Source organism: Bacteroidales bacterium (assembly GCA_035299085.1).
In the GTDB taxonomy this organism is placed as follows: Bacteria; Bacteroidota; Bacteroidia; order Bacteroidales; family UBA10428; genus UBA5072.
On record DATGXG010000002.1, the window covers coordinates 1 to 19,405 of the forward strand.

Annotated in this window: 20 protein-coding genes; 9 read left to right on the forward strand and 11 right to left on the reverse strand. The window is 43.1% G+C overall.

What is annotated here, in order from left to right; translation table 11 throughout:
* The first annotated feature begins 234 nt into the window (after positions 1 to 234).
* Entirely contained in the window at positions 235 to 2,427 is a 2,193-nt protein-coding gene (recQ, locus tag VK179_00120) for a DNA helicase RecQ (protein ID HLO57122.1), read from the forward strand.
* Here the strand turns inward: recQ and VK179_00125 are convergent, their stop codons facing one another.
* Genes VK179_00125 through VK179_00135 form a run of 3 tightly spaced genes read right to left on the reverse strand, consistent with a single transcriptional unit; the run spans position 2,428 to position 6,625 of the window.
* Positions 2,428 to 3,546 (reverse strand): glycosyltransferase, encoded by a 1,119-nt coding sequence (locus VK179_00125; GenBank protein HLO57123.1) that lies wholly within the window; start codon positions 3,544 to 3,546, stop codon positions 2,428 to 2,430.
* Positions 3,522 to 5,987, reverse strand: a complete 2,466-nt coding sequence (locus VK179_00130) for an ATP-binding protein (protein ID HLO57124.1) — start codon at positions 5,985 to 5,987, stop codon at positions 3,522 to 3,524. The genes VK179_00125 and VK179_00130 overlap by 25 nt, the downstream gene beginning before the upstream one ends.
* 20 nt (positions 5,988 to 6,007) lie before the next feature.
* Positions 6,008 to 6,625 (reverse strand): bifunctional nuclease domain-containing protein, encoded by a 618-nt coding sequence (locus VK179_00135; GenBank protein ID HLO57125.1) that lies wholly within the window; start codon positions 6,623 to 6,625, stop codon positions 6,008 to 6,010.
* Positions 6,626 to 6,858: 233 nt separating this feature from the next.
* On the opposite strand from VK179_00135, the gene rplU reads away from it, so the two are divergent.
* The 7 genes from rplU to ruvC all read left to right on the forward strand — a co-directional run bounded on the left by rplU (position 6,859) and on the right by ruvC (position 12,369).
* Positions 6,859 to 7,392, forward strand: a complete 534-nt coding sequence (rplU, locus tag VK179_00140; protein ID HLO57126.1) for a 50S ribosomal protein L21 — start codon at positions 6,859 to 6,861, stop codon at positions 7,390 to 7,392.
* Between the two features lie 38 nt (positions 7,393 to 7,430).
* The gene (gene rpmA / locus VK179_00145; GenBank protein ID HLO57127.1) at positions 7,431 to 7,691 is read left to right on the forward strand and encodes a 50S ribosomal protein L27; all 261 of its coding nucleotides are present in this window, start codon (positions 7,431 to 7,433) and stop codon (positions 7,689 to 7,691) included.
* A 90-nt stretch (positions 7,692 to 7,781) separates the two neighbouring features.
* Positions 7,782 to 9,065, forward strand: a complete 1,284-nt coding sequence (gene serS / locus VK179_00150; protein ID HLO57128.1) for a serine--tRNA ligase — start codon at positions 7,782 to 7,784, stop codon at positions 9,063 to 9,065.
* Positions 9,058 to 9,603: a hypothetical protein gene (locus VK179_00155; protein HLO57129.1), complete on the forward strand. Its 546-nt coding sequence runs from the start codon at positions 9,058 to 9,060 to the stop codon at positions 9,601 to 9,603. Before serS ends, VK179_00155 begins: the two co-directional genes overlap by 8 nt.
* A 1-nt stretch (position 9,604) precedes the next feature.
* A complete protein-coding gene (locus tag VK179_00160; GenBank protein ID HLO57130.1) occupies positions 9,605 to 10,486 on the forward strand; it encodes a DMT family transporter in 882 nt (293 codons plus the stop codon).
* Between the two features lie 55 nt (positions 10,487 to 10,541).
* A complete protein-coding gene (locus VK179_00165) occupies positions 10,542 to 11,816 on the forward strand; it encodes a S41 family peptidase (protein HLO57131.1) in 1,275 nt (424 codons plus the stop codon).
* Positions 11,817 to 11,823: 7 nt separating this feature from the next.
* Positions 11,824 to 12,369 carry a crossover junction endodeoxyribonuclease RuvC gene (ruvC, locus tag VK179_00170; GenBank protein HLO57132.1) on the forward strand — a complete coding sequence of 182 codons (546 nt, stop codon included), beginning with the start codon at positions 11,824 to 11,826 and terminating at the stop codon, positions 12,367 to 12,369.
* Between the two features lie 41 nt (positions 12,370 to 12,410).
* Here the strand turns inward: ruvC and VK179_00175 are convergent, their stop codons facing one another.
* From VK179_00175 to VK179_00200, 6 genes are all read right to left on the reverse strand, one after another.
* Positions 12,411 to 12,803 (reverse strand): HIT family protein, encoded by a 393-nt coding sequence (locus VK179_00175; protein HLO57133.1) that lies wholly within the window; start codon positions 12,801 to 12,803, stop codon positions 12,411 to 12,413.
* A gap of 9 nt (positions 12,804 to 12,812) precedes the next feature.
* A complete protein-coding gene (gene greA / locus VK179_00180) occupies positions 12,813 to 13,286 on the reverse strand; it encodes a transcription elongation factor GreA (protein ID HLO57134.1) in 474 nt (157 codons plus the stop codon).
* Between the two features lie 146 nt (positions 13,287 to 13,432).
* Positions 13,433 to 14,029 (reverse strand): hypothetical protein, encoded by a 597-nt coding sequence (locus VK179_00185; protein ID HLO57135.1) that lies wholly within the window; start codon positions 14,027 to 14,029, stop codon positions 13,433 to 13,435.
* A 31-nt stretch (positions 14,030 to 14,060) separates the two neighbouring features.
* Positions 14,061 to 14,366, reverse strand: a complete 306-nt coding sequence (locus VK179_00190; GenBank protein ID HLO57136.1) for a hypothetical protein — start codon at positions 14,364 to 14,366, stop codon at positions 14,061 to 14,063.
* A 2-nt stretch (positions 14,367 to 14,368) separates the two neighbouring features.
* The gene (locus VK179_00195) at positions 14,369 to 15,970 is read right to left on the reverse strand and encodes a S41 family peptidase (GenBank protein HLO57137.1); all 1,602 of its coding nucleotides are present in this window, start codon (positions 15,968 to 15,970) and stop codon (positions 14,369 to 14,371) included.
* An 11-nt stretch (positions 15,971 to 15,981) separates the two neighbouring features.
* Complete coding sequence (locus tag VK179_00200; protein HLO57138.1) at positions 15,982 to 16,428, reverse strand: dCMP deaminase family protein; 447 nt, start codon at positions 16,426 to 16,428, stop codon at positions 15,982 to 15,984.
* Between the two features lie 148 nt (positions 16,429 to 16,576).
* Between VK179_00200 and VK179_00205 the strand changes: the two genes are divergently transcribed.
* Positions 16,577 to 17,308 (forward strand): head GIN domain-containing protein, encoded by a 732-nt coding sequence (locus VK179_00205; GenBank protein ID HLO57139.1) that lies wholly within the window; start codon positions 16,577 to 16,579, stop codon positions 17,306 to 17,308.
* On the opposite strand, the gene VK179_00210 is transcribed toward VK179_00205, so the two are convergent.
* Both VK179_00210 and hcp read right to left on the reverse strand, forming a co-directional pair.
* Positions 17,305 to 17,622 carry a cupin domain-containing protein gene (locus VK179_00210; protein HLO57140.1) on the reverse strand — a complete coding sequence of 106 codons (318 nt, stop codon included), beginning with the start codon at positions 17,620 to 17,622 and terminating at the stop codon, positions 17,305 to 17,307. The two genes, VK179_00205 and VK179_00210, sit on opposite strands and share 4 nt — an antisense overlap.
* A gap of 15 nt (positions 17,623 to 17,637) precedes the next feature.
* Positions 17,638 to 19,299: a hydroxylamine reductase gene (gene hcp, locus VK179_00215; GenBank protein HLO57141.1), complete on the reverse strand. Its 1,662-nt coding sequence runs from the start codon at positions 19,297 to 19,299 to the stop codon at positions 17,638 to 17,640.
* Positions 19,300 to 19,405: the final 106 nt, after the last annotated feature.

Below are 19,405 nucleotides of genomic sequence, written 5' to 3' on the forward strand. Positions count from 1 at the left end.
TTTAGGACGAATGTTAATAAATTTTAAAATGCTTTTTAAAGCTTAGCGAAATAAGAAAAAAAATATTAATTTAGTTTACAAATGTATTTAATATTTTGAAATTGCCTTCAATCAGGCGATTCGTGCCTTATGTACAATCCGTGTTTTTATTCAGAATATGGTTGATATATATCAGAATTGCCAGGATATAATGAATAATTATGTTATGAGGCAACATGAACAAACAGATTTGAGATGAGCGCCGGCCAGGAAATTTCGCTGATAGATGTACTAAAAAAGCACTTTGGTTTCACCAGTTTCAAAGGTAATCAGGAGGCAATAATCCGCAATGTATTGAATGGTAATGACACTTTTGTGCTTATGCCTACTGGGGGCGGTAAATCACTGTGCTACCAGCTGCCTTCGCTTCTTATGCCGGGTACCGCAATTATCATTTCTCCGCTTATCGCACTCATGAAAAACCAGGTGGATGCCATGCGCAGTTTCAGTGAAGAAGACGGCGTTGCACACTTCCTGAATTCATCTCTGAATAAAGCTGCCATTGCCCAGGTGAAACATGATATCATCGAAGGGAAAACGAAGCTGCTTTATGTTGCACCTGAATCGCTTACCAAGGAGGAAAACATACAGTTTCTTAAAAAGATAAAAGTCTCGTTTTATGCTATTGATGAGGCACATTGTATTTCGGAATGGGGTCATGATTTCAGGCCCGAATACAGGCGTATCCGCCCTATTATCAATGAAATCGGCACAGAGCCTCTGATTGCTCTTACGGCAACTGCCACCCCCAAGGTTCAGCATGATATTCAGAAGAACCTGGGCATGCTTAACGCCACTGTTTTCAAATCTTCATTCCGGCGTGCAAATTTATACTATGAAGTAAGGCCCAAAAAAAATGTCACCCGTGAAATCATCAAATTTATTAAAGCCAATCACGGTAAATCGGGTATAATCTATTGCCTCAGCCGCAAGAAGGTTGAAGAGCTTGCTGAAACACTCCAGGTGAACGGTATCAAGGCACTTCCCTATCATGCAGGTCTTGATTCTTCTACCCGTTCACAAAACCAGGATAAGTTCCTCATGGAGGAAGCCGATGTCATTGTCGCTACAATTGCTTTCGGAATGGGTATAGACAAACCGGACGTACGCTTTGTCATTCATTACGATATTCCCAAAAGCCTTGAAGGTTATTACCAGGAAACAGGCCGTGCCGGAAGGGACGGTGGCGAAGGCAACTGTATCGCTTTTTACAGCTACAAGGATATTCAGAAACTGGAGAAATTCATGCAGGGGAAGCCGATTGCAGAACAGGAAATCGGTAAGCAGCTTCTTCTTGAAACGGTTGCCTATGCTGAATCATCAGTTTGCAGGCCTAAGCAGTTGCTTAACTATTTTGGCGAGGAGATGGCTGAAACCTGCAACCATTGCGACAATTGTATCCATCCGAAAACACAGTTTGAAGGGAAAGATGATATAGTCCTGGTTCTTAAAACCATTCTTGAAGTAAAAGAAAAATTCAAATACGATCATATTGCCAGCATCCTGGCAGGAGTAAAAACTCCGGCCATCAAATCGTACAATCACCAGATGCTTGATCTCTTCGGGGCAGGAAAAAACAAGGATGCCGGATACTGGAGCATGGTGATCAGGCAGTCGCTTATTAAACGGCTTGTACAGAAAGACATTGAAAATTACGGCCTGCTCAAGATTGATGAAAAGGGCCATGAATTTCTCAGGAACCCTCAATCGTTCATGATCTCTGAAGATCATGATTACTCGGATACCGATGAAGAAGAAGATAGCTTCGGGGGACCAGAAAGACCCGGATCAGCAGATGAGGAACTGTTCAACATTCTGAAAAACCTGAGAAAGAAGATTTCAAAACAGCTTCAACTGCCGCCGTTCGTTATTTTCCAGGATCCGTCACTTGAAGACATGGCCATCCAGTACCCAGTATCTATCGAAGAACTTCAGAATATAACCGGCGTGGGTGCGGGAAAAGCCAAGCGATACGGTTCAGAGTTTGTCAAGATCATCAAGAGTTACGTGGAAGAAAAGGAGATCATCCGCCCGCAGGATATGGTGGTTAAATCGATTGTGAATAAATCAAACCTCAAGGTTTTCATTATTCAAAGCATCGACAGACAGATGGACTTCTCCGATATTGCCGATGCCAAAAATATCGATATGAATACGCTTCTCAATGAAATAGAAGCCATCGTAAATTCAGGAACAAAAATCAATATCGATTATTACCTGAACAGCGTGATGGACAGCGATCATCAACAGGATATTTATGACTATTTCATGGAGGAAGCTGAAGATGAATCACTCGAAAACGCACTCCAGGAGCTTGGAGAAGATAATTACTCGGAAGAAGAGGTGCGGCTTGTAAGGATCAAATTCATGTCGGAACTCGGAAATTAATCACCTTCTCCTGTATTGCCTGCCCTTCCAGTCGAAAGTCATTGTACTTCCGGCAAAAACCGAAATCAGCACTTCAAAGGGATAGATCAGCGAAAAGACAAGGAATTTTACAGGTGATAACGAGCGCCGTAAAAACTTCATGAAACTGCTCAATAACATGAAATCGGTAAATGCTTTTGTACCGAACAGAACAAGGGAAAACCATGGTTTTCCGGTAAACAAACCCACCATTACTGAAACCGGAACGGATAAATTCATTGCCAGCACTACCATAGCCACAAATATTGTAAATGAATCCCTGTAGTGCCCTGCTTTGGATGTCCATCTTATCCGCTGTTTGATCAATGCCTGCAATGATTTTGAACCTTCAGTCGTTACCCATGTTTTTGACGATTTCAGTAGCCTGATGTTTTTACCGGCTCGTTTTGCCGCATGAAGCAAAAAAGTGTCGTCGCCCGAGGGAACGCCCGACATCATCGGATCGGCAAGTGAAGTATATAATTCTTTTGTAAATGCCATGTTTGCACCGTTGCAGTAAAGTGGCCGGCCCGCACAGGCAGCACCGCTTCCCGCGGCCACCAGGCTCAAAAAAGAAACCTGTTCATACAGGAAGTACCATTTTCCGGAAGGAGCCAGATCAACCAGTCCGATAATCAGATCGGGATGGTGGTGCGCATAAAATGAAGCAATACCTGATAACCAGCCGGGATTCATTGTGCAATCCGCATCGGTAGTTACAATGAGTTCGCCGAATGCATGGTCTACACCTGTTTGCACAGCCGGCTTTTTACCGGGCTTTATGGTATTCAAAATATAACGGAATTGAGGGTGATTGGTGCAAAACAGCATGACAATGTCCTGTGAACCGTCATCAGATCCGTCGTCTACAAGAATTACCTCATATAATTCCGCAGGATAATCCTGATTCTTCAGTGCCTCCAGGAATTGGGAAATATTTTTTGATTCATTCCGGAATGCAGTAACGACGCTGATTTTTACAGCAGGAACCCATTCAAAATCTGAAAAAGAAGGAGTATTTGCCCAGGAATACCTGAACCGGCTTATCGTAAAACAGTAAAGGATAAGTACAGTGATCAGGATTGCCGTGGCATAAGCCATTTACTGATTTTATCGTACAATTCATTAATATTCACCGGCTTTGTAATGAAGTCGTCACAGCCCGCATCAAGACATCTCAGTCTTTCCTCATTGATTGCATTGGCAGTTTGCGCTATTATGGGAAGACCTGCGTTAAACTTCTTTATTTCAATCGTAGCCGTAAGACCATTCATCTCGGGCATCTGGATATCCATCAGTACCAGGTCAATTGCAGGATTGTTACGGCATATTTCGACTGCTTCCTTGCCATCAGAGGCCCTTAGTACTTCAGCATGGGTTTGCTTCAGAAATCCTTCGAGAAATTTATAACTGAACTTATCATCCTCAGCCACCAGGAATGTTTTTCCATCCCAGTTATGATGGACCCTGGCAGGCCTTGTTTCAACAGGCACCTCCAGCTTCCTGTTTGCTGAAGCAAAACGGATTGTGAAAAAGAAAACAGATCCCTCACTTACCCGGGATTCAGCCCACATTTTACCACCCAGCAGTTCGACAAGTCCTTTTGAAATGGCCAGCCCCAATCCTGATCCGCCATATTTCCTCGACGGAGAACTGTCGGCCTGCATGAACCGTTCGAAAATAAGATTCAGTTTGTCAGCTGAAATACCGATCCCGGTATCCCTGACATAAAACTGCAGGGGGTTTTTATCAGCCAGGTTATAACCGAATTCAATAAAACCGTTGTGCGTAAATTTAATGGCATTGCCCACCAGGTTTGTAAGAACCTGCCTGAGCCTGATAGGATCGGTGCGTATATAAGATTTCTCGTCGGGAAAAGCTTTTTTGGTGATGATTTTTACTTTCGACTTTTCCTTTTTCAGCGTGCGGGTAAGGAAGGTCGACTGAATCTGGTCGAGCAGGTTATTGAGTGAAAAGTCATCTTCAAGAATATTCACCTGTCCTGATTCAATCTTGGCAAAATCGATTATATCATCAATCAGGTTAATAAGTACTTTGCCGTTACTGTTTATTATATTAAGGTATTTCTTCCGGTTTGCCCGGCTGAGTGAATCGTCATTCAGCATCTCGGCAAAGCCAAGGATACCGTTCATGGGCGTGCGGATCTCATGCGACATGTTGGCAAGGAATGCGGTTTTAAGCTTGTCCGATTCCTCAGCCTTGTTCTTTGCAGTTACAAGTTCATATTCAAGCTGACTCCGGTGCAAAGCCACAGACACCTGGTGAACGAACGTTTCGATAATATGCTTGAACTTAATGATACTCTTGTTGAGTGTAAGGATCGTAATATTGCCGAGCAACTTGTTGTCGCGGGCCAAAACAATATTGTAAATCTTATGAATGTGAATCAGGTCCTTAATGATTTTAAGTTTTGCCTGAGGCAATTCCCCCAGAGTGTTATCCAGCAGATCGTCCTTAAGGATTATCACAGTGCCGGCATTCTGTGCCGTTGATGCCAGCACACCACTTGAAAACGACAGTCCCGTAATTCCCCTTCCCAGCAATTTTTCAACCTGTGCTGTATAAGGATCAAGTCCGGCAAAATTTTCAATTATGATATTCTTTGAATTCTCATCATATGAAGAAATGATTACAACAGCACTTTCGAGAAAGGCAGCGAGCTTTTCGGGAATGTACCTGTAAATTTCATCGCGTGAAGACAGGGATAATAATTCGAGTGCTGAATTGCTCAGAAAAATGAGGTTGTCGTGGTACACTCTTTCCTTGAGTTCAGCCATTTTACGGTCGGATACATCCCTTGAATTGACGATAATTCCCTTGATCGCAGGGTTACTCAGCTGGTTTGAAAAAATGCTTTCTACATAAATCCAGCGTTTGTTTTTATGGAGGCTCCTGTATTCCTTCTTGATCTGCTTGCCCGGATTTTGAAGCGCTTCTTTGATGACTATTTTGATCTGGGGAATGTCATCTGGATGCACCATGTCGAAAAATGGTTTATGCAGGAGTTCTGTAATCTCGAAATCGGATATTTTATTCTTTTCAGAGCTTTCGAAAATGATTTTCCCCTGCCGGTTAATAATGGATATGGCATCCGAAGAATTCTGAAGAAGCGCCCTGAACTGTTCCTCGCGCTCATGCAGGGTCTTTTCAATGTGAAGGGTGTCGGTCATTTCACGCGAAATGCCGGTTATACCTATTACCTCACCGTTATTATCAAACACAGGCGATTTGTATGTTTCAAATACCGTTTCATTGTCAAACAGGTTTTCGATCTGCTCCACAAACTGCCTTTTCTTATTTTGCATTACCTCATTGTCGGATTGCTGAAATTCGACTGCCTTTTCGGGAGAGCAAATATCAAAATCGGATTTGCCGATGATTTGATCGGGCTTTTTCCGGTAAGCTTCAGCAAAGGCTTTATTTACATGAAGGTATTTTCCGTCAATATTCTTAAGCCAGACAAGATAAGGTATATTATCAAGAATGGTACCCTGTAAGTCTCTTACCTTCTTTTTTATCATAGAAAAAAAATGAAACTCTGCTATTCCTTTTTTCGGCGATTAATTTCATCGCGGATCAAGGAGGCTTTCTCATAGTCTTCTTCTGAAATGGCTTCATTCAGAAGATCCTTCAATTCCTGCAGATTATTGTTTTTTAATTCTTCTGTAAACGAACTGTCCTGAACCCGGATGTTTCGTGAAGGAGCGGATGGCTGGTCACCTGAAGGCTGCATGGCCGATTCCTTTTCAAAATCGAGAATAATGCCTGCCTTTTTCAGAATATCTTCAGTTGTGTAAATCGGACATTTAAAACGAAGTGCCAGGGCAATGGCATCCGATGTGCGTGCGTCAATTTCAATTATGCGTTGTCCGTTATCACAGGTGAGTTTTGAATAAAACACTCCTTCTTCGAGCTTATATACAGTTATTTCAAGTAAATCGATATTGAAAGTCCGGGCAAAATTAAGGAAAAGATCGTGCGTCAGAGGCCTTGGCGGCTTCAGCCCTTCGAGCTGAATGGCAATCGCCTGTGCCTCAAATCCACCAACAATGATGGGTATTCTTCTTCGGCCATTTTCTTCAGCCAGTACCAATGCATATGCACCGGTCTGCGTTTGACTGTAAGAAATACCCAATACGTTGAGTTTAACTTTATTCATCGATCCCCGTCAGTTGTTTTGAATTTTGGTTATACAAATATAGTGATTTCATCTCTTATCCTGCTTTCGTAAAATGCGCATGTCGATATAATTATGCTTTTGTATCTTTGCCGGCAGGAAACTGACTCACACTAAGAGCAAATTGATTTTATCTTAAATTGTTGAATTATTTTGCTTTTAATGCAAAGTTTTATATTTTTGCACACCCAAAAAAACTGAAATATCATTATTCGATGTACGCAATAGTAAATATAGCAGGACAACAATTTAAAGTCGAAAAGGGAAAGAAAGTGTTTGTCCACAGACTGGCCGGAGAGGTTGGAGAAGATGTTACCTTTGATAAGGTTATGCTCATCAGCAATGATGACAAGGTGAATGTTGGTGCTCCTTACCTGCCTGATGCAGTTGTTCTGGCTCAGATTGTTTCGCATCTGAGGGGTGACAAGGTTTTGGTTTTCAAGAAGAAAAGAAGAAAAACCTATCAGAAACTGAACGGTCACAGGCAGAATTTTACTGAAATTCTGATCGAGGACATCAGTGAAACGGGTACTCCTAAGAAATCGGAAAGGAAAAAAGCAACTCCAAAGCCTGAAGTTACTGCCGAAGCAGCTCCTGCCGAAGCACAGGTAGAAAAACCTGCAAAAGCAGCAGCTAAGAAGGCAGCTCCCAAAGCCGCTCCTAAAGCCGCCGCTGAGAAAAAAGCGCCTGCAAAGAAAGCTGAAAAGCCGGCTGCAAAAGCTGCAACTAAAAGCAAGAGCGCAAAGTAAAGAACAGTTTATTTCTGAAAATTTAAAAAGATAATTCCATGGCACATAAAAAAGGAGCCGGAAGTTCAAGAAACGGACGTGAATCCCACAGTCAGCGACTGGGTATTAAAATTTATGGCGGAGAAGTAGTGAAAGCCGGCAACATCCTGGTTCGCCAGCGCGGAACCGTTCATAACCCCGGGATCAATGTAGGTATGGGCAAGGATCATACTCTTTATGCCTTAACCGACGGCACAGTTGAATACCATCGCAAAAAAGACGATCGTTCCTACGTATCCGTACATCCGGTAGCAGAATAGCTTCTGCACAGTATACCATCTGCCCCTGAACTGTAAACAAATGCGTTTAGAGTTCAGGGGTTTTTTTTACATTTGCACAAACGCAACCTTATGTTAACACTTAACCTGATCAGGGAAAAAACCGATGAAGTAATCCGGCGTCTGAAAGTGAAAAACTTTGATGGCTCGGGCATTATACATGAAATCATTGATATCGACAGCTCCCGCCGGTCCACTCAGAACAGGCTCGACACCACACTGGCTGAACTGAATTCCACTTCAAAGGAAATCGGCGCCCTTATCAAGGCGAATAAAAAGGAAGAGGCTGAAGAAAAGAAAAACAGGACCGCCACGTTGAAAAAAGATATTGAAGAGCTTTCAGCTTCACTCGAACAATCGGAAACTGCCCTCAGGAATTTGCTTGTAAAACTGCCGAATCTTCCTTCAGAATTTGTACCTGAAGGTCATGGCGCAGATCAAAACGTGATCGAACGCCAGGGTGGCAAAATGCCGGACCTGGCTGAAAACGCCCTGCCACACTGGGACCTGGCAAAGATTTATGATATCATTGATTTCGACCTTGGCAATAAACTCACCGGTGCCGGTTTTCCTGTTTATAAAGGAAAGGGATCGAAGCTCCAGCGGGCCCTGATCAATTTCTTCCTGGATGAAAACACACAAGCAGGATATCTTGAGATCATGCCGCCACTGATGGTTAATGAAGATTCAGGGTTCGGCACAGGACAGCTGCCCGACAAAGATGCGCAGATGTACCATGTCAGTCTTGACAATTTTTACCTGATTCCCACCGCAGAAGTTCCGGTTACAAACATATACAGGGATGTGATCCTTGACGCATCCGATTTTCCTGTAAAGAATACCGCCTATACTCCTTGTTTCAGAAGAGAGGCCGGATCATACGGAAAAGATGTAAGGGGACTCAACCGTCTTCACCAGTTTGATAAGGTGGAGATCGTTCAGATTCAGCATCCCGATCGTTCCTATCAAGCTCTCGAGGAAATGGTGAAGCATGTTGAAATGCTGGTTCAGAAACTTGAACTGCCATACCGTATTGTCAGGCTCTGTGGAGGCGACATGAGTTTTACCTCTGCCCTTACGTTTGATTTTGAAGTATACGCCGCTGCTCAGAAAAGATGGCTCGAAGTCAGTTCTGTTTCCAATTTCGAATCATTCCAGGCAAACCGGCTCAAACTCCGGTTCAGGGAAGAAGGATCAAAAAAACCACAGCTTGCCCATACTCTAAATGGAAGCTCCCTGGCTCTTCCGAGGATTGTTGCCGCACTGCTCGAAAACAACCAGTCGGGTGAAGGCATCCGCATTCCCGCAGCCCTTGTGCCTTATACGGGATTTGAATACATAAATAAGAATGCTTAGCAGCTTTAAAGGCTCCGCATCCGCGGCCCTGCTGGTCGTTTCTATACTGATTCCCGGATGCAGGCACAGCAAGGATAACCCGATTGATCTTCCCGATGCTCAGGGTATATACTCGGATATTAAATACCTCGATTCCCTGATGCAATCGCCTCAGACAGACAGTATCTCAACCGCTTCCCTTAAAATTGAAGCCTTGCTGGGGACTTACAACAACAGGAATCAAACACCGGATGAACAGGCAATTCTTGATTCCATCAACCGGATATACAGCTTAACATCGGGTTTCCTGAGGTATTGTGTTGATTCTCGAAGCAATCTTGAATTGCTTAAGCAGGATGTTTCTGCGACTGAAATTCAGTATAAATCAGGAAAAATCAAAGCGGAGTATTTTATCAATGCCCTCGTGGAATCGGAACAGACACTTGTTGATATTAATAACCGGTTTGACATTGACAGGTCGAAGGTTTTAGATGCCCTCAGACGTTTCGGGCAATTGCAAATTATGCTGACGTCTCAGTCCGCTGCACAACCTTTTTAACATGAAAAATCAGCAGAGGGCCTATGGATATGCCCTTATCACCGTTCTTTTCTGGTCAACCGTTGCCACGGCATTCAAAATATCCCTCCGCAACTTCAACAATGTGCAATTACTGGCCGTAGCCAACCTTATATCTTTCATTGTCTTCCTTGCCATGCTTGCCGGAAGCCGGCGTTTATTCCTGCTTCGTGAACTCAGGCCCAGGGATTATGCCCTTTCCGCAGCACAGGGATTGCTGAATCCATTCGGGTATTACCTGATCATTTTTAAATCATACAGCCTTCTTCCGGCCCAGGTAGCGCAACCTGCAAACTTCATATGGCCGCTTGTTCTCATGCTCCTTTCCGTTCCTTTGCTGAAACAGCCTCTCAAATTAACCGGAATACTCGGATTGGTCATCAGCTTTGCCGGTGTATTTGTTCTGGCAACCCAGGGACATTTCAGCGACTTTAAAATAGTCGAGCCCCTCGGAATAACGCTTGCCATGTTTACTTCGGTGATATGGTCGCTTTTCTGGATCATAAACGTGAAAGATACAAGGGATGATCTTCTGAAACTCTTTTTAAGCTTTGGATTTTCTCTTATTTATGTGGCAATTCTGCTTGCATTCCGCGACGATAAATGGCCATCCTTCTCAGGATCATGGATAGCCGCTGTGTACGTAGGTTTGTTTGAAATGGGAATCGCCTTTGTCTTATGGCTGAAAGCGCTAAAATTATCGGATTCTGCCGGGAAAGTGGCCAATCTCATTTATCTTACCCCATTCCTTTCTCTTATTGCTATACACTTTGTGCTTGGTGAAAAATTGTTTTCTACATCGGTTATCGGGTTATGCCTGATAATTGCAGGAATAATGACCGGCAGAATTAAAAATAAATCCTGAAAGACTTTTTTAGACTTTTTCTGTTTACTTTGTATAAGATTCAAATAGTTAAGTTATGAAAACATTCAAATCGCTTATCTTTCTGTTTATTCTCAGCAGCGTGATCTTTTCCTGCAATAAGGATAAGAACGACAATGCACATGTTGAATACGTAAATAGCCAGATTTATGACATGATGAAACAGGTATATCTGTGGAACGACTATATACCGTACAATTTAGATCCGGCTGATTATTCCACCCCTGCCAAATTCATGGAAGCCCTCCGGTATAAACAATATGATCACTGGAGCACTGTTCTTACCGAAGAAGAATATAATTCATATTTTACCGAAGGCCAGATGATCGGCCATGGATTTATGGTAGGCCTTGACGCGGATAATAATTTCAGGATAGCATTTGTTTACAACAACACCCAGGCCCAGCAGGAAGGAGTCAGAAGGGGATGGATCCTTTCAAAGGTAAACAACAAGACGGTGACCGTTGACAATTTCTCCACCCTTTTTGGTGCTGATAAAGTTGGCGTAACCAATAACTTTACCTTCATTGACAACGGCGGACAACAGGTTACCTTAAGCCTGGCAAAGGAGGAAATTAACCTTACACCGGTTTTGCATTCTGAGGTGATTAACAGGAGTGGTAAAAAAATAGGGTACATCGTTTTCCAGGATTTTATTGAAACTGCCAATCAAGAGCTTGATACGGCTTTCACCACTTTTAAAAATGCAGGTATCGATGAATTGGTTGTGGATATGCGGTATAATGGCGGAGGAGCAGTTACTGTTGCCGAACACCTTGCCGGATGGCTTATCGGAAAAAATGAAGGCGGTCAGCCTTTCATTTATTATGAACACAATGCGATCCTGAGCAAAGCACCTTATAGCATGGACACTATGTATACCGTTCCGGCAAAAGCGGACGGACTGGATATGAGCCGGATTTTCTTTATCGGTACTTCAAATACGGCATCAGCCAGCGAGCTGATCATTAACGGTGTTAAACCATTTATTACTACCGTCCTTGCCGGCAGTCCAACTCACGGGAAACCGGTGGGAATGTACGCGATTCCGATTGAAGATTATTTTACCCTGCCGGTTTGCTTTAAGTATAGCAATAAGAACCACGAGGGTAATTTTTATAACGGGTTAACCCCTGACCTTCCGGCTGATGATGATATAACGAAAGACTGGGGTAACCCGGAAGAAACATCGCTGAAGGCCATTCTTGACTATATTGATAACGGAACGGCAAAGTCAACGAAATCAACAGGCTTTGGACCGAGAATACTTGAAAGCCATAAACCGCTGGGCCAGTTCCTGAGAGCTATATAATTTTCACATGATTATACTGGGTATTGATCCGGGCAGCACCATAATGGGATATGGTGTGATCCGTATTGAACGCAATCAGCCGGATCTTCTTCTGATGGGAACTCTCGATCAGAGAAAGGTTTGCGATCATTACGAAAAAATTGCCCGTATTTTTGATCGTACCGTTCAGCTCATTAAGGAATACAAGCCCGAAGCTATGGCGATTGAATCGCCATTTTACGGGAATAACGTACAGTCGATGCTGAAACTTGGCCGTGCCCAGGGCGCAGCTATTTCAGCCGCGCTTCACCACAATGTAGCTGTATTTGAATATGCCCCGCGAAAGATCAAACAGTCAATTACCGGCCATGGGGAAGCTTCAAAAGAACAAATTGCCAACCTGCTGCAGTTTATACTGAAAACAAAATTGCAGCCGGATAGCCTGGATGCTACGGATGCTGTGGCTGCCGCATTATGCCATCATTACGAGATGTGCAACCCGGTAAAAGCCTCCGGCTCTAAAAATTGGGAAGATTTTATTAAGAATAACCCGGGAAGGATCAGCGGTAGATGAGTAGAGACGCAAAATTTTGCGTCTCTATCAATTATAAAAAATCACAACGCCGATTTAATCTTTTCAGCAATCGCGCTAAACTGTTCCGGCGTGAGCTTCAGCTTGGGCCTGCTGAACTCCGTATCATGAATATTATTGATAGGAATGAGATGAATATGGGCATGCGGAACCTCGAGGCCAATGACAGCCACCCCTACTCTTTTGCAGGGAATGACCTTATCAATGGCTGTAGCAATCTTTTTTGCAAATACCATCATACCGGCCAACAAATTATCTTCCAGGTCAAACAGGTAATCCGTTTCCTGTTTGGGAATAACAAGAGTATGCCCTTCTGCAAGCGGGTTTATATCCAGGAAAGCATAATACCTGTCGTCTTCGGCAATCTTATAGGAAGGAATTTCTCCATTTACAATGCGCGAAAAGATTGTAGCCATAGCAAAAAATTATCGGAGGATTTCGATTATCTCAAAAGGAATGACTCCCGAAGGCACCCTGATCTCAACATGGTCGCCCACCTTTTTACCAATAAGTCCCCGCGCAATAGGCGTACTTACGGCAATTTTCCCCTGCTTAAGGTCGGCCTCAGTGTCGGACACAATAGTGTACTTCATCGTAGTATTATTCGTAGTGTTACGAATTTTTATTGTGTTCAGTATCTGAATTCGTTCAGTATCAAGCTTTGAACCGTCGATGACCCTTGAATTGGCAATGGCATCCTTAAGCTTTGAAATTTTCATCTCAAGCATGCCCTGTGCTTCTTTGGCTGCTTCATATTCTGCATTTTCCGACAGATCGCCCTTATCCCTGGCTTCAGCAATCTGCTTGGATATGGATGGTCTTTCAATACTTACAAGATGATCCAGTTCATCTTTCAATTTTTGCAGACCTTCTTCTGTGATATATGAAACTTTTGTCATAATCAGTCCTCCTTGTTTGATATAGTCGATAAAAAAAAGAATTCCGAATATTCGGAACTCTTTAAAATCTTGATTTTTAATTAAATAATTTAATTTTCTATAGAAATACTATTTTGATCTTGATTGTAAGAAGTAGACCAAATTAGTTAAAATTCCCTTCTTTTCAAAATTTCTGAATAGATAATAGCTTTTCTGCCATCAAAAAATTCCTTGTTTTTATTCCTGATGGCCCGGGCTTCTTCTTCGGCTTCAACCGACACAATTTCAGAGCTTGAGATGTCCTCGCCCAGACTGCCGTCGTATTGCAGTTCCTTTCTTAACGAGTTATACCGGGCAATCATTTTCTGGATGTCCGACTGCCCTTCTTCAAATGTCTCCACATCAGAAACAGGTGTATCAACCGGTTTACTTTCGGCGCTCATTTTAAGTCCCGCAAGCTCTTCTGAAGCCTCCCTGCTGTCAACCTGCATTCCGCCTTCTTCAACTGAAGGTCCGTCTTCAACGCTTTCATAGTCACGCGACTTTGCAGGTTTGGGTATGTCAAATAACTCCATTAACGGTCCGAGTTCAGGCCCGAAATCCTTTGCAGGATCCGCAGGAAATGAACGAGGCACCTGGCCGGGCCGGGGCTTCGGTGGCTGCTGTTGTTGCTGATTGCTGTTCTTTTTCTTGTAAGCGCTCGCAATCACTCCAACCAAAGCAAGAACCAGATAAATAATTACCGATGTAAGATCGTCACCCATGTCCTATATTTAAACAAAGTTAACAATAAAATTACCTTTTTCCCGGGCGTTTTTTCCTGAAAATTCTCTCGAAAAATCCCGGGTCATTCTGCCGGTTATAGGCTTCCGCCCTTTTATCAGCTGCATCCATCCTTTTTTTGGTGTCATCGGTCTGGATTTCCCTGCGATGTTTTATTGTTTTTTTACGAGCTTTAGCATATGCTTTTTTATACGAACGCTCGACTTTTTCCTTCTTTTTCTGGTTTTCACTTTGTTTTGCCTGCTGTGAATAAGAAGTAGCGGTCACAAGCAATGCAACAAGAAAAAACCCTGCTATCTTCTTTAAAGAACTTTTCATTTTCAGTTTGCTTCCGATAACACATCAACCGTCTTTAAAAGAGTTTTATCAATGTCCTGGATGATCGGGAAAAATCCGTCATTGTCAAGGAAATTGCGTGCAATATAGGCGTATAACTGCACTTTTAAGATGTCCTCAGATGTACGGATATCTCTGGGGACTTCTTTCACTCCTTCTTTTGACGCAAAAGCGACAAATTTCCTGAGGACGTTCTCTTTATTCAGTGCCTTTACAAAATCTTCCGGAGTGGTAAGTTTTGAAAGACTCGCCCTGTTTTCATCGGCATATTTCAACGAATACCTGTAAATCAATCCTTTGTTTCTCACATTCACAAAATAAGCAGATATACCAAGAGTATCCAGGGGGACAAAAATATCGGGCATAATACCGCCTCCGCCATAAACTGTTCTTCCTCCTGCAGTTGTATACTTAAGCGAATCGTTGAATTTATTGCTGTCAGCGTTTTCCATTTCGCCGTTTAGATACCTTGTATTCAATTCCCCGTAATATTCCTGCAGATTATGGTTATAGGGTCTTTGAATGCTTCGGCCGCTTGGTGTATAATACCTGGCAATCGTTAGTCTTAAAGCGGATCCGTCGAATAACGGGATTTGTTCCTGTACAAGGCCCTTACCGAAAGACCGGCGACCGACAATAGTACCCCTGTCATTATCCTGAATGGCGCCTGCGAGGATCTCGCTGGCTGAAGCTGAGCCCTCATCAATCATAACGGCAAGTTTGAGGTCATTGCACAAACCTCCCGGGGTGCTCAGGTATTCCTGTTTGTTCCTTGCCTTTCCCTGGGTATAAACAATCATTTCATTTCCTTTCAGGAACTGGTCGGCAATAAATATGGCAGCGGTCATAAAACCTCCCCCGTTTTCCCTCAAATCAAGGATAAGCTTTTTAAGGCCCTGCGTTCTGAGTTTGTTTATAGCAGAAACGAACTCCTGGTCGGTTGTAGCGGAAAACTTGTTGAGTTTGATATATCCGATATCATTTTTTATCATGTAGGCCACATCAACACTGTAAAGGGGAATGTTGTCGCGTAATATGTCAAAACCAATAAGATCATTAACCGTACGGCGGCTGATATCAACATGAACGGAGGTTCCACGCGGACCCCGTAATTTGCTTACAATGCTGTCGCTGGGAATATTCTGACCGGCAACTATTTTTCCGTTCACTTTTATAATACGGTCGCCGGCAAGTATGCCAACCTTTTGTGATGGCCCGTTAGCGACTGTCTGAATCACAACAAGAGTGTCATTCAGCATATTAAACTGAATGCCGATTCCGCTGAAATTCCCTTCAAGAGGTTCATTCACCTTCTGCAACTCCACAGCCGGAATATATTGTGAATGAGGATCAAGATCTTCGAGAATCCTGGGAAGAGCATGTTCTATCAGGTCGTTTTTAGAAACGTCATCCACGTACTCATTTTCGATATAGTTGATCACATTGTCGAGCTTATTGGCTTTGGGAATAATAATGAATTTATTTTCAGTATTATTGCCGCTGTAATACCGTCCGAGCAGAATTCCTGCAACCAGCGAAAGTGCTATGATGATGGGCAGATAAACTGATGCGCTTCTGAATTTCATTTAAAAAATTTTTAAAACTCAATATAAACTACTTCAATACCAGCTTTTTCAAGCAGCTGAATGCCATCCGGTGTATGATAGCTGTCGCAATACACAACCCTCCTGATACCGGCTTGTATGATAAGCTTTGCACATTCCATACAGGGAGAAGTAGTAATGTATAATGTTGCGCCATCGCTGCTGTTATTTGACTTGGCAACTTTTGTAATTGCATTCGCTTCGGCATGAAGAACATACGGTTTGGTTTTATTGTTCTCATCCTCGCAAACATTTTCAAAACCGGCAGGAGTTCCGTTAAAACCATCTGAAATAATCATCCGCTCCTTAACAATAAGAGCGCCTACCTGCCTGCGTTTGCAATATGAATTCTTAGCCCAGATGCGGGCCATTTCAAGATATCGCTGGTCAAATAATAATTGCTTATCCCCGTAGGGATGAACGGCATCATATTTCTTCATGTATGGTGGAAATTGGCACAAACCTTCAAACAACGGAAGACAAATATAATACATATTTGGTTGTGGCGGAGGGCTATAACTCATTTAATACTCTTATGCAGCGTAACCGATTTTGTTTCGTTATTAATTAAAACGAAATCATCCTGATATGAAAAATTCAATAACTCAGAAAGCAGGCCTGGTTACCCTGGCAACCGGTTGCCTCATCATGTTATCATGTGTTACCAATGTACTTACCGGGCAGACGGTTAAGGAAACCCGTGATGTAGGTAGTTTTACCGGCGTTACACTCGCTTTTTCAGGCAATGTGTATATCACACAGGGAAGTCCGGCCAAAGTTGTAATTGAAGCCGACCAGAATACGATGGATAAGATAGAAACTGAAATCCACGGGTCAAACCTGGTTCTTAAAACGCGTGACGGATACTGGCGTAACCTTGGCAAAATCAATGCCTATATTACAATGCCCGATGTAAGCAATCTCTCGGTTACCGGATCAGGTGACCTCATTTGTGAGTCGCCATTAAAAACAAATGATGTTGAATTGTTTGTCAGCGGCAGTGGCTCGGTGAGGATAAGCAGCCTGTCAGGCCGTGAGGTAACTGCTAACATTACAGGTTCAGGCGATATAGTTGTGGCCGGGAATACAGGAGCCGATGGTGAAATGGACGCCACAATCACCGGATCAGGCAGCATTAAAGCCGAAGGGATTCCGGTAAGCGAGGCTACGGTTCATATTACAGGATCAGGTTCAGCTGCGGTTAATGTAACCAAGGAACTTGAAACCAGTATAACCGGAAGCGGAAGCGTTAATTACAAGGGCAATCCACTTGTCAACGCCTCAGCTACCGGTTCGGGAAGAACAAGATCAATCAATTAGTTTCCCCTGATCATTACCAGCATCATCCTGAACTTTTCAACTGCCTTCACGGCGTGAGGAATATTGGCAGGCATAACAATACATTCGCCGGCTGAAAGCTCGTAATCCTTCCTGTCGATTGTTATTATACCTTTTCCATCGACAACCTGGACAAATGCATCAAACGGTGCACTGTGCTCACTAAGGCTCTGACCGGCATCAAAAGCAAACAGGGTAATATTCCCTGTTTGCTTTTTTATTATCATCCGGCTCACCGTTGATTCGGGTGAATATTCAACAGCCGATACAAGTGAAAATACTTTTGACGTTTCCATAATGTATATTGTGTTTTAGACTGTGCAGCCAACCATTTTTTCGATATCACTCTCAACCGTTTCGATTCCGGAAACCCCGAATTTTTCAGTGATTATCCTTGCCACGTTCGGAGAAAGGAATGCGGGTAATGTTGGTCCGAGGTGAATCTTCCGAACACCAAGATACAGGAGAGCCAACAAAACGATTACCGCTTTTTGCTCGTACCATGCAATATTATATTCAATCGGTAAGTCATTGATATCATTCAGGGCAAAAATTTCCTTCAGTTTTAAAGCTACAACAGCGAGTGAATACGAATCGTTGCACTGGCCGGCGTCAAGAATCCTGGGTATTCCATTGATGTCCCCCAGATTGAGCTTATTGTAACGGTATTTTGCACATCCTGCAGTAAGAATTACTGTATCCCCAGGCAATGCTTCAGCGAACCCGGTATAATATTCACGGCTTTTCATCCGGCCATCACAACCTGCCATTACAAGGAACTTTTTTATTGCGCCGGTCTTTACGGCTTCAACCACCTTATCAGCCAGTGCAAATACCTGAGCATGGGCAAAACCGCCGGTTATGTATCCGTTTTCAATAGCAACCGGGGGCTGGCATTGTTTCGCATGTTCGATCAGGTTACTGAAATCTTTCGGATTGCCGTTTATACGGTCGGCAATATGCGGGAAACCTTCAAAACCGGCTTCACCCGTGGTATACACCCTGTCGTAATACGATGCTCCGGGCAAAGGAGAAACAAGACAATTGGTTGTGAATAAAACCGGACCGTTAAATGACTGAAACTCTTCACGCTGTTTCCACCATGCATTACCATAGTTGCCGGCAAAATGAGCATATTTTTTAAAGAACGGGTAATAATGGGCCGGAAGCATTTCACTGTGAGTATATACGTCAACACCTGTATTTACAGTCTGTTCAAGCAGATCTTCAAGATCACGCAAATCATGACCGCTTACAAGGATGCCGGGATTATTGCGAACTCCAATATTCACTTTGGTCATTTCAGGATTTCCGTAGCGTGAGGTATTGGCCTTATCAAGCATAGCCATCACGGTGACACCGTATTGACCGGTTTCATTCACGAGTTTCAATAAATCATCAGCACTCAAAGAATCATCTGTTGTGGCAACAAGGGCTTTATGCATGAAAAGGTATACATTTTCATCTTCAAGTCCAAGATTGTAAGCATGTTCAGCATAGGCAGCCATGCCCTTTAAACCAAAGATAATAAGTGCTCTTAACGACCTGGTATCTTCGTTTTCAATTGAAAGGTATCCCACGAATGCCGCTTTGGTTTCATAGGCAACCTGGTCATCGGCAAACCACAACGCACATTCGGGTGCATCATTCAAAGCCGCAGCATCCGTTTGCTGAAGCCTGTTTTTAAGCTGATCACGTAAAGCCAGGCCTTTCCTGATTCTTTCAATAAAAAGAGGCTTATCCCAGTTGGCATTTGTGATGGTGGCAAAAAGGCCCTTCATGACAAAAATATCAGCTTCTTTTTCAATGATTCCTTTTGATTTTAACTTAAGTGAATACCAGGATATTCCTTTCATCACGAAAAGCAAAAGATCCTGGAGGTTGGAAAGATCATCCGACTTTCCGCATACACCTTTAATCTGACAGCCGGTTCCTTTCGCGGCTTCCTGGCATTGATAGCAAAACATTCCCATAATGTAAAACTTGTTTTTATTTGTTGTTTATTTGATATAGTCAAACAATCGTCATTGCGATGACCGGTTCCTACGGTCAGAAGCAAGCTGCCCGCACAGGTAAACC

Bases quoted from the DNA above. Each gene is read 5' to 3' on its own strand.
- ruvC (HLO57132.1), top strand. From the start codon at position 11,824: ATGATTATACTGGGTATTGATCCGGGCAGCACCATAATGGGATATGGT.
- greA (HLO57134.1), bottom strand. From the start codon at position 13,286: ATGACAAAAGTTTCATATATCACAGAAGAAGGTCTGCAAAAATTGAAA.
- rpmA (HLO57127.1), top strand. From the start codon at position 7,431: ATGGCACATAAAAAAGGAGCCGGAAGTTCAAGAAACGGACGTGAATCC.
- VK179_00160 (HLO57130.1), top strand. From the start codon at position 9,605: ATGAAAAATCAGCAGAGGGCCTATGGATATGCCCTTATCACCGTTCTT.
- rplU (HLO57126.1), top strand. From the start codon at position 6,859: ATGTACGCAATAGTAAATATAGCAGGACAACAATTTAAAGTCGAAAAG.
- VK179_00135 (HLO57125.1), bottom strand. From the start codon at position 6,625: ATGAATAAAGTTAAACTCAACGTATTGGGTATTTCTTACAGTCAAACG.
- recQ (HLO57122.1), top strand. From the start codon at position 235: ATGAGCGCCGGCCAGGAAATTTCGCTGATAGATGTACTAAAAAAGCAC.
- VK179_00130 (HLO57124.1), bottom strand. From the start codon at position 5,987: ATGATAAAAAAGAAGGTAAGAGACTTACAGGGTACCATTCTTGATAAT.
- VK179_00165 (HLO57131.1), top strand. From the start codon at position 10,542: ATGAAAACATTCAAATCGCTTATCTTTCTGTTTATTCTCAGCAGCGTG.
- VK179_00175 (HLO57133.1), bottom strand. From the start codon at position 12,803: ATGGCTACAATCTTTTCGCGCATTGTAAATGGAGAAATTCCTTCCTAT.
- VK179_00210 (HLO57140.1), bottom strand. From the start codon at position 17,622: ATGGAAACGTCAAAAGTATTTTCACTTGTATCGGCTGTTGAATATTCA.
- VK179_00205 (HLO57139.1), top strand. From the start codon at position 16,577: ATGAAAAATTCAATAACTCAGAAAGCAGGCCTGGTTACCCTGGCAACC.
- VK179_00155 (HLO57129.1), top strand. From the start codon at position 9,058: ATGCTTAGCAGCTTTAAAGGCTCCGCATCCGCGGCCCTGCTGGTCGTT.
- VK179_00190 (HLO57136.1), bottom strand. From the start codon at position 14,366: ATGAAAAGTTCTTTAAAGAAGATAGCAGGGTTTTTTCTTGTTGCATTG.
- hcp (HLO57141.1), bottom strand. From the start codon at position 19,299: ATGGGAATGTTTTGCTATCAATGCCAGGAAGCCGCGAAAGGAACCGGC.
- VK179_00125 (HLO57123.1), bottom strand. From the start codon at position 3,546: ATGGCTTATGCCACGGCAATCCTGATCACTGTACTTATCCTTTACTGT.
- serS (HLO57128.1), top strand. From the start codon at position 7,782: ATGTTAACACTTAACCTGATCAGGGAAAAAACCGATGAAGTAATCCGG.
- VK179_00195 (HLO57137.1), bottom strand. From the start codon at position 15,970: ATGAAATTCAGAAGCGCATCAGTTTATCTGCCCATCATCATAGCACTT.
- VK179_00185 (HLO57135.1), bottom strand. From the start codon at position 14,029: ATGGGTGACGATCTTACATCGGTAATTATTTATCTGGTTCTTGCTTTG.
- VK179_00200 (HLO57138.1), bottom strand. From the start codon at position 16,428: ATGAAGAAATATGATGCCGTTCATCCCTACGGGGATAAGCAATTATTA.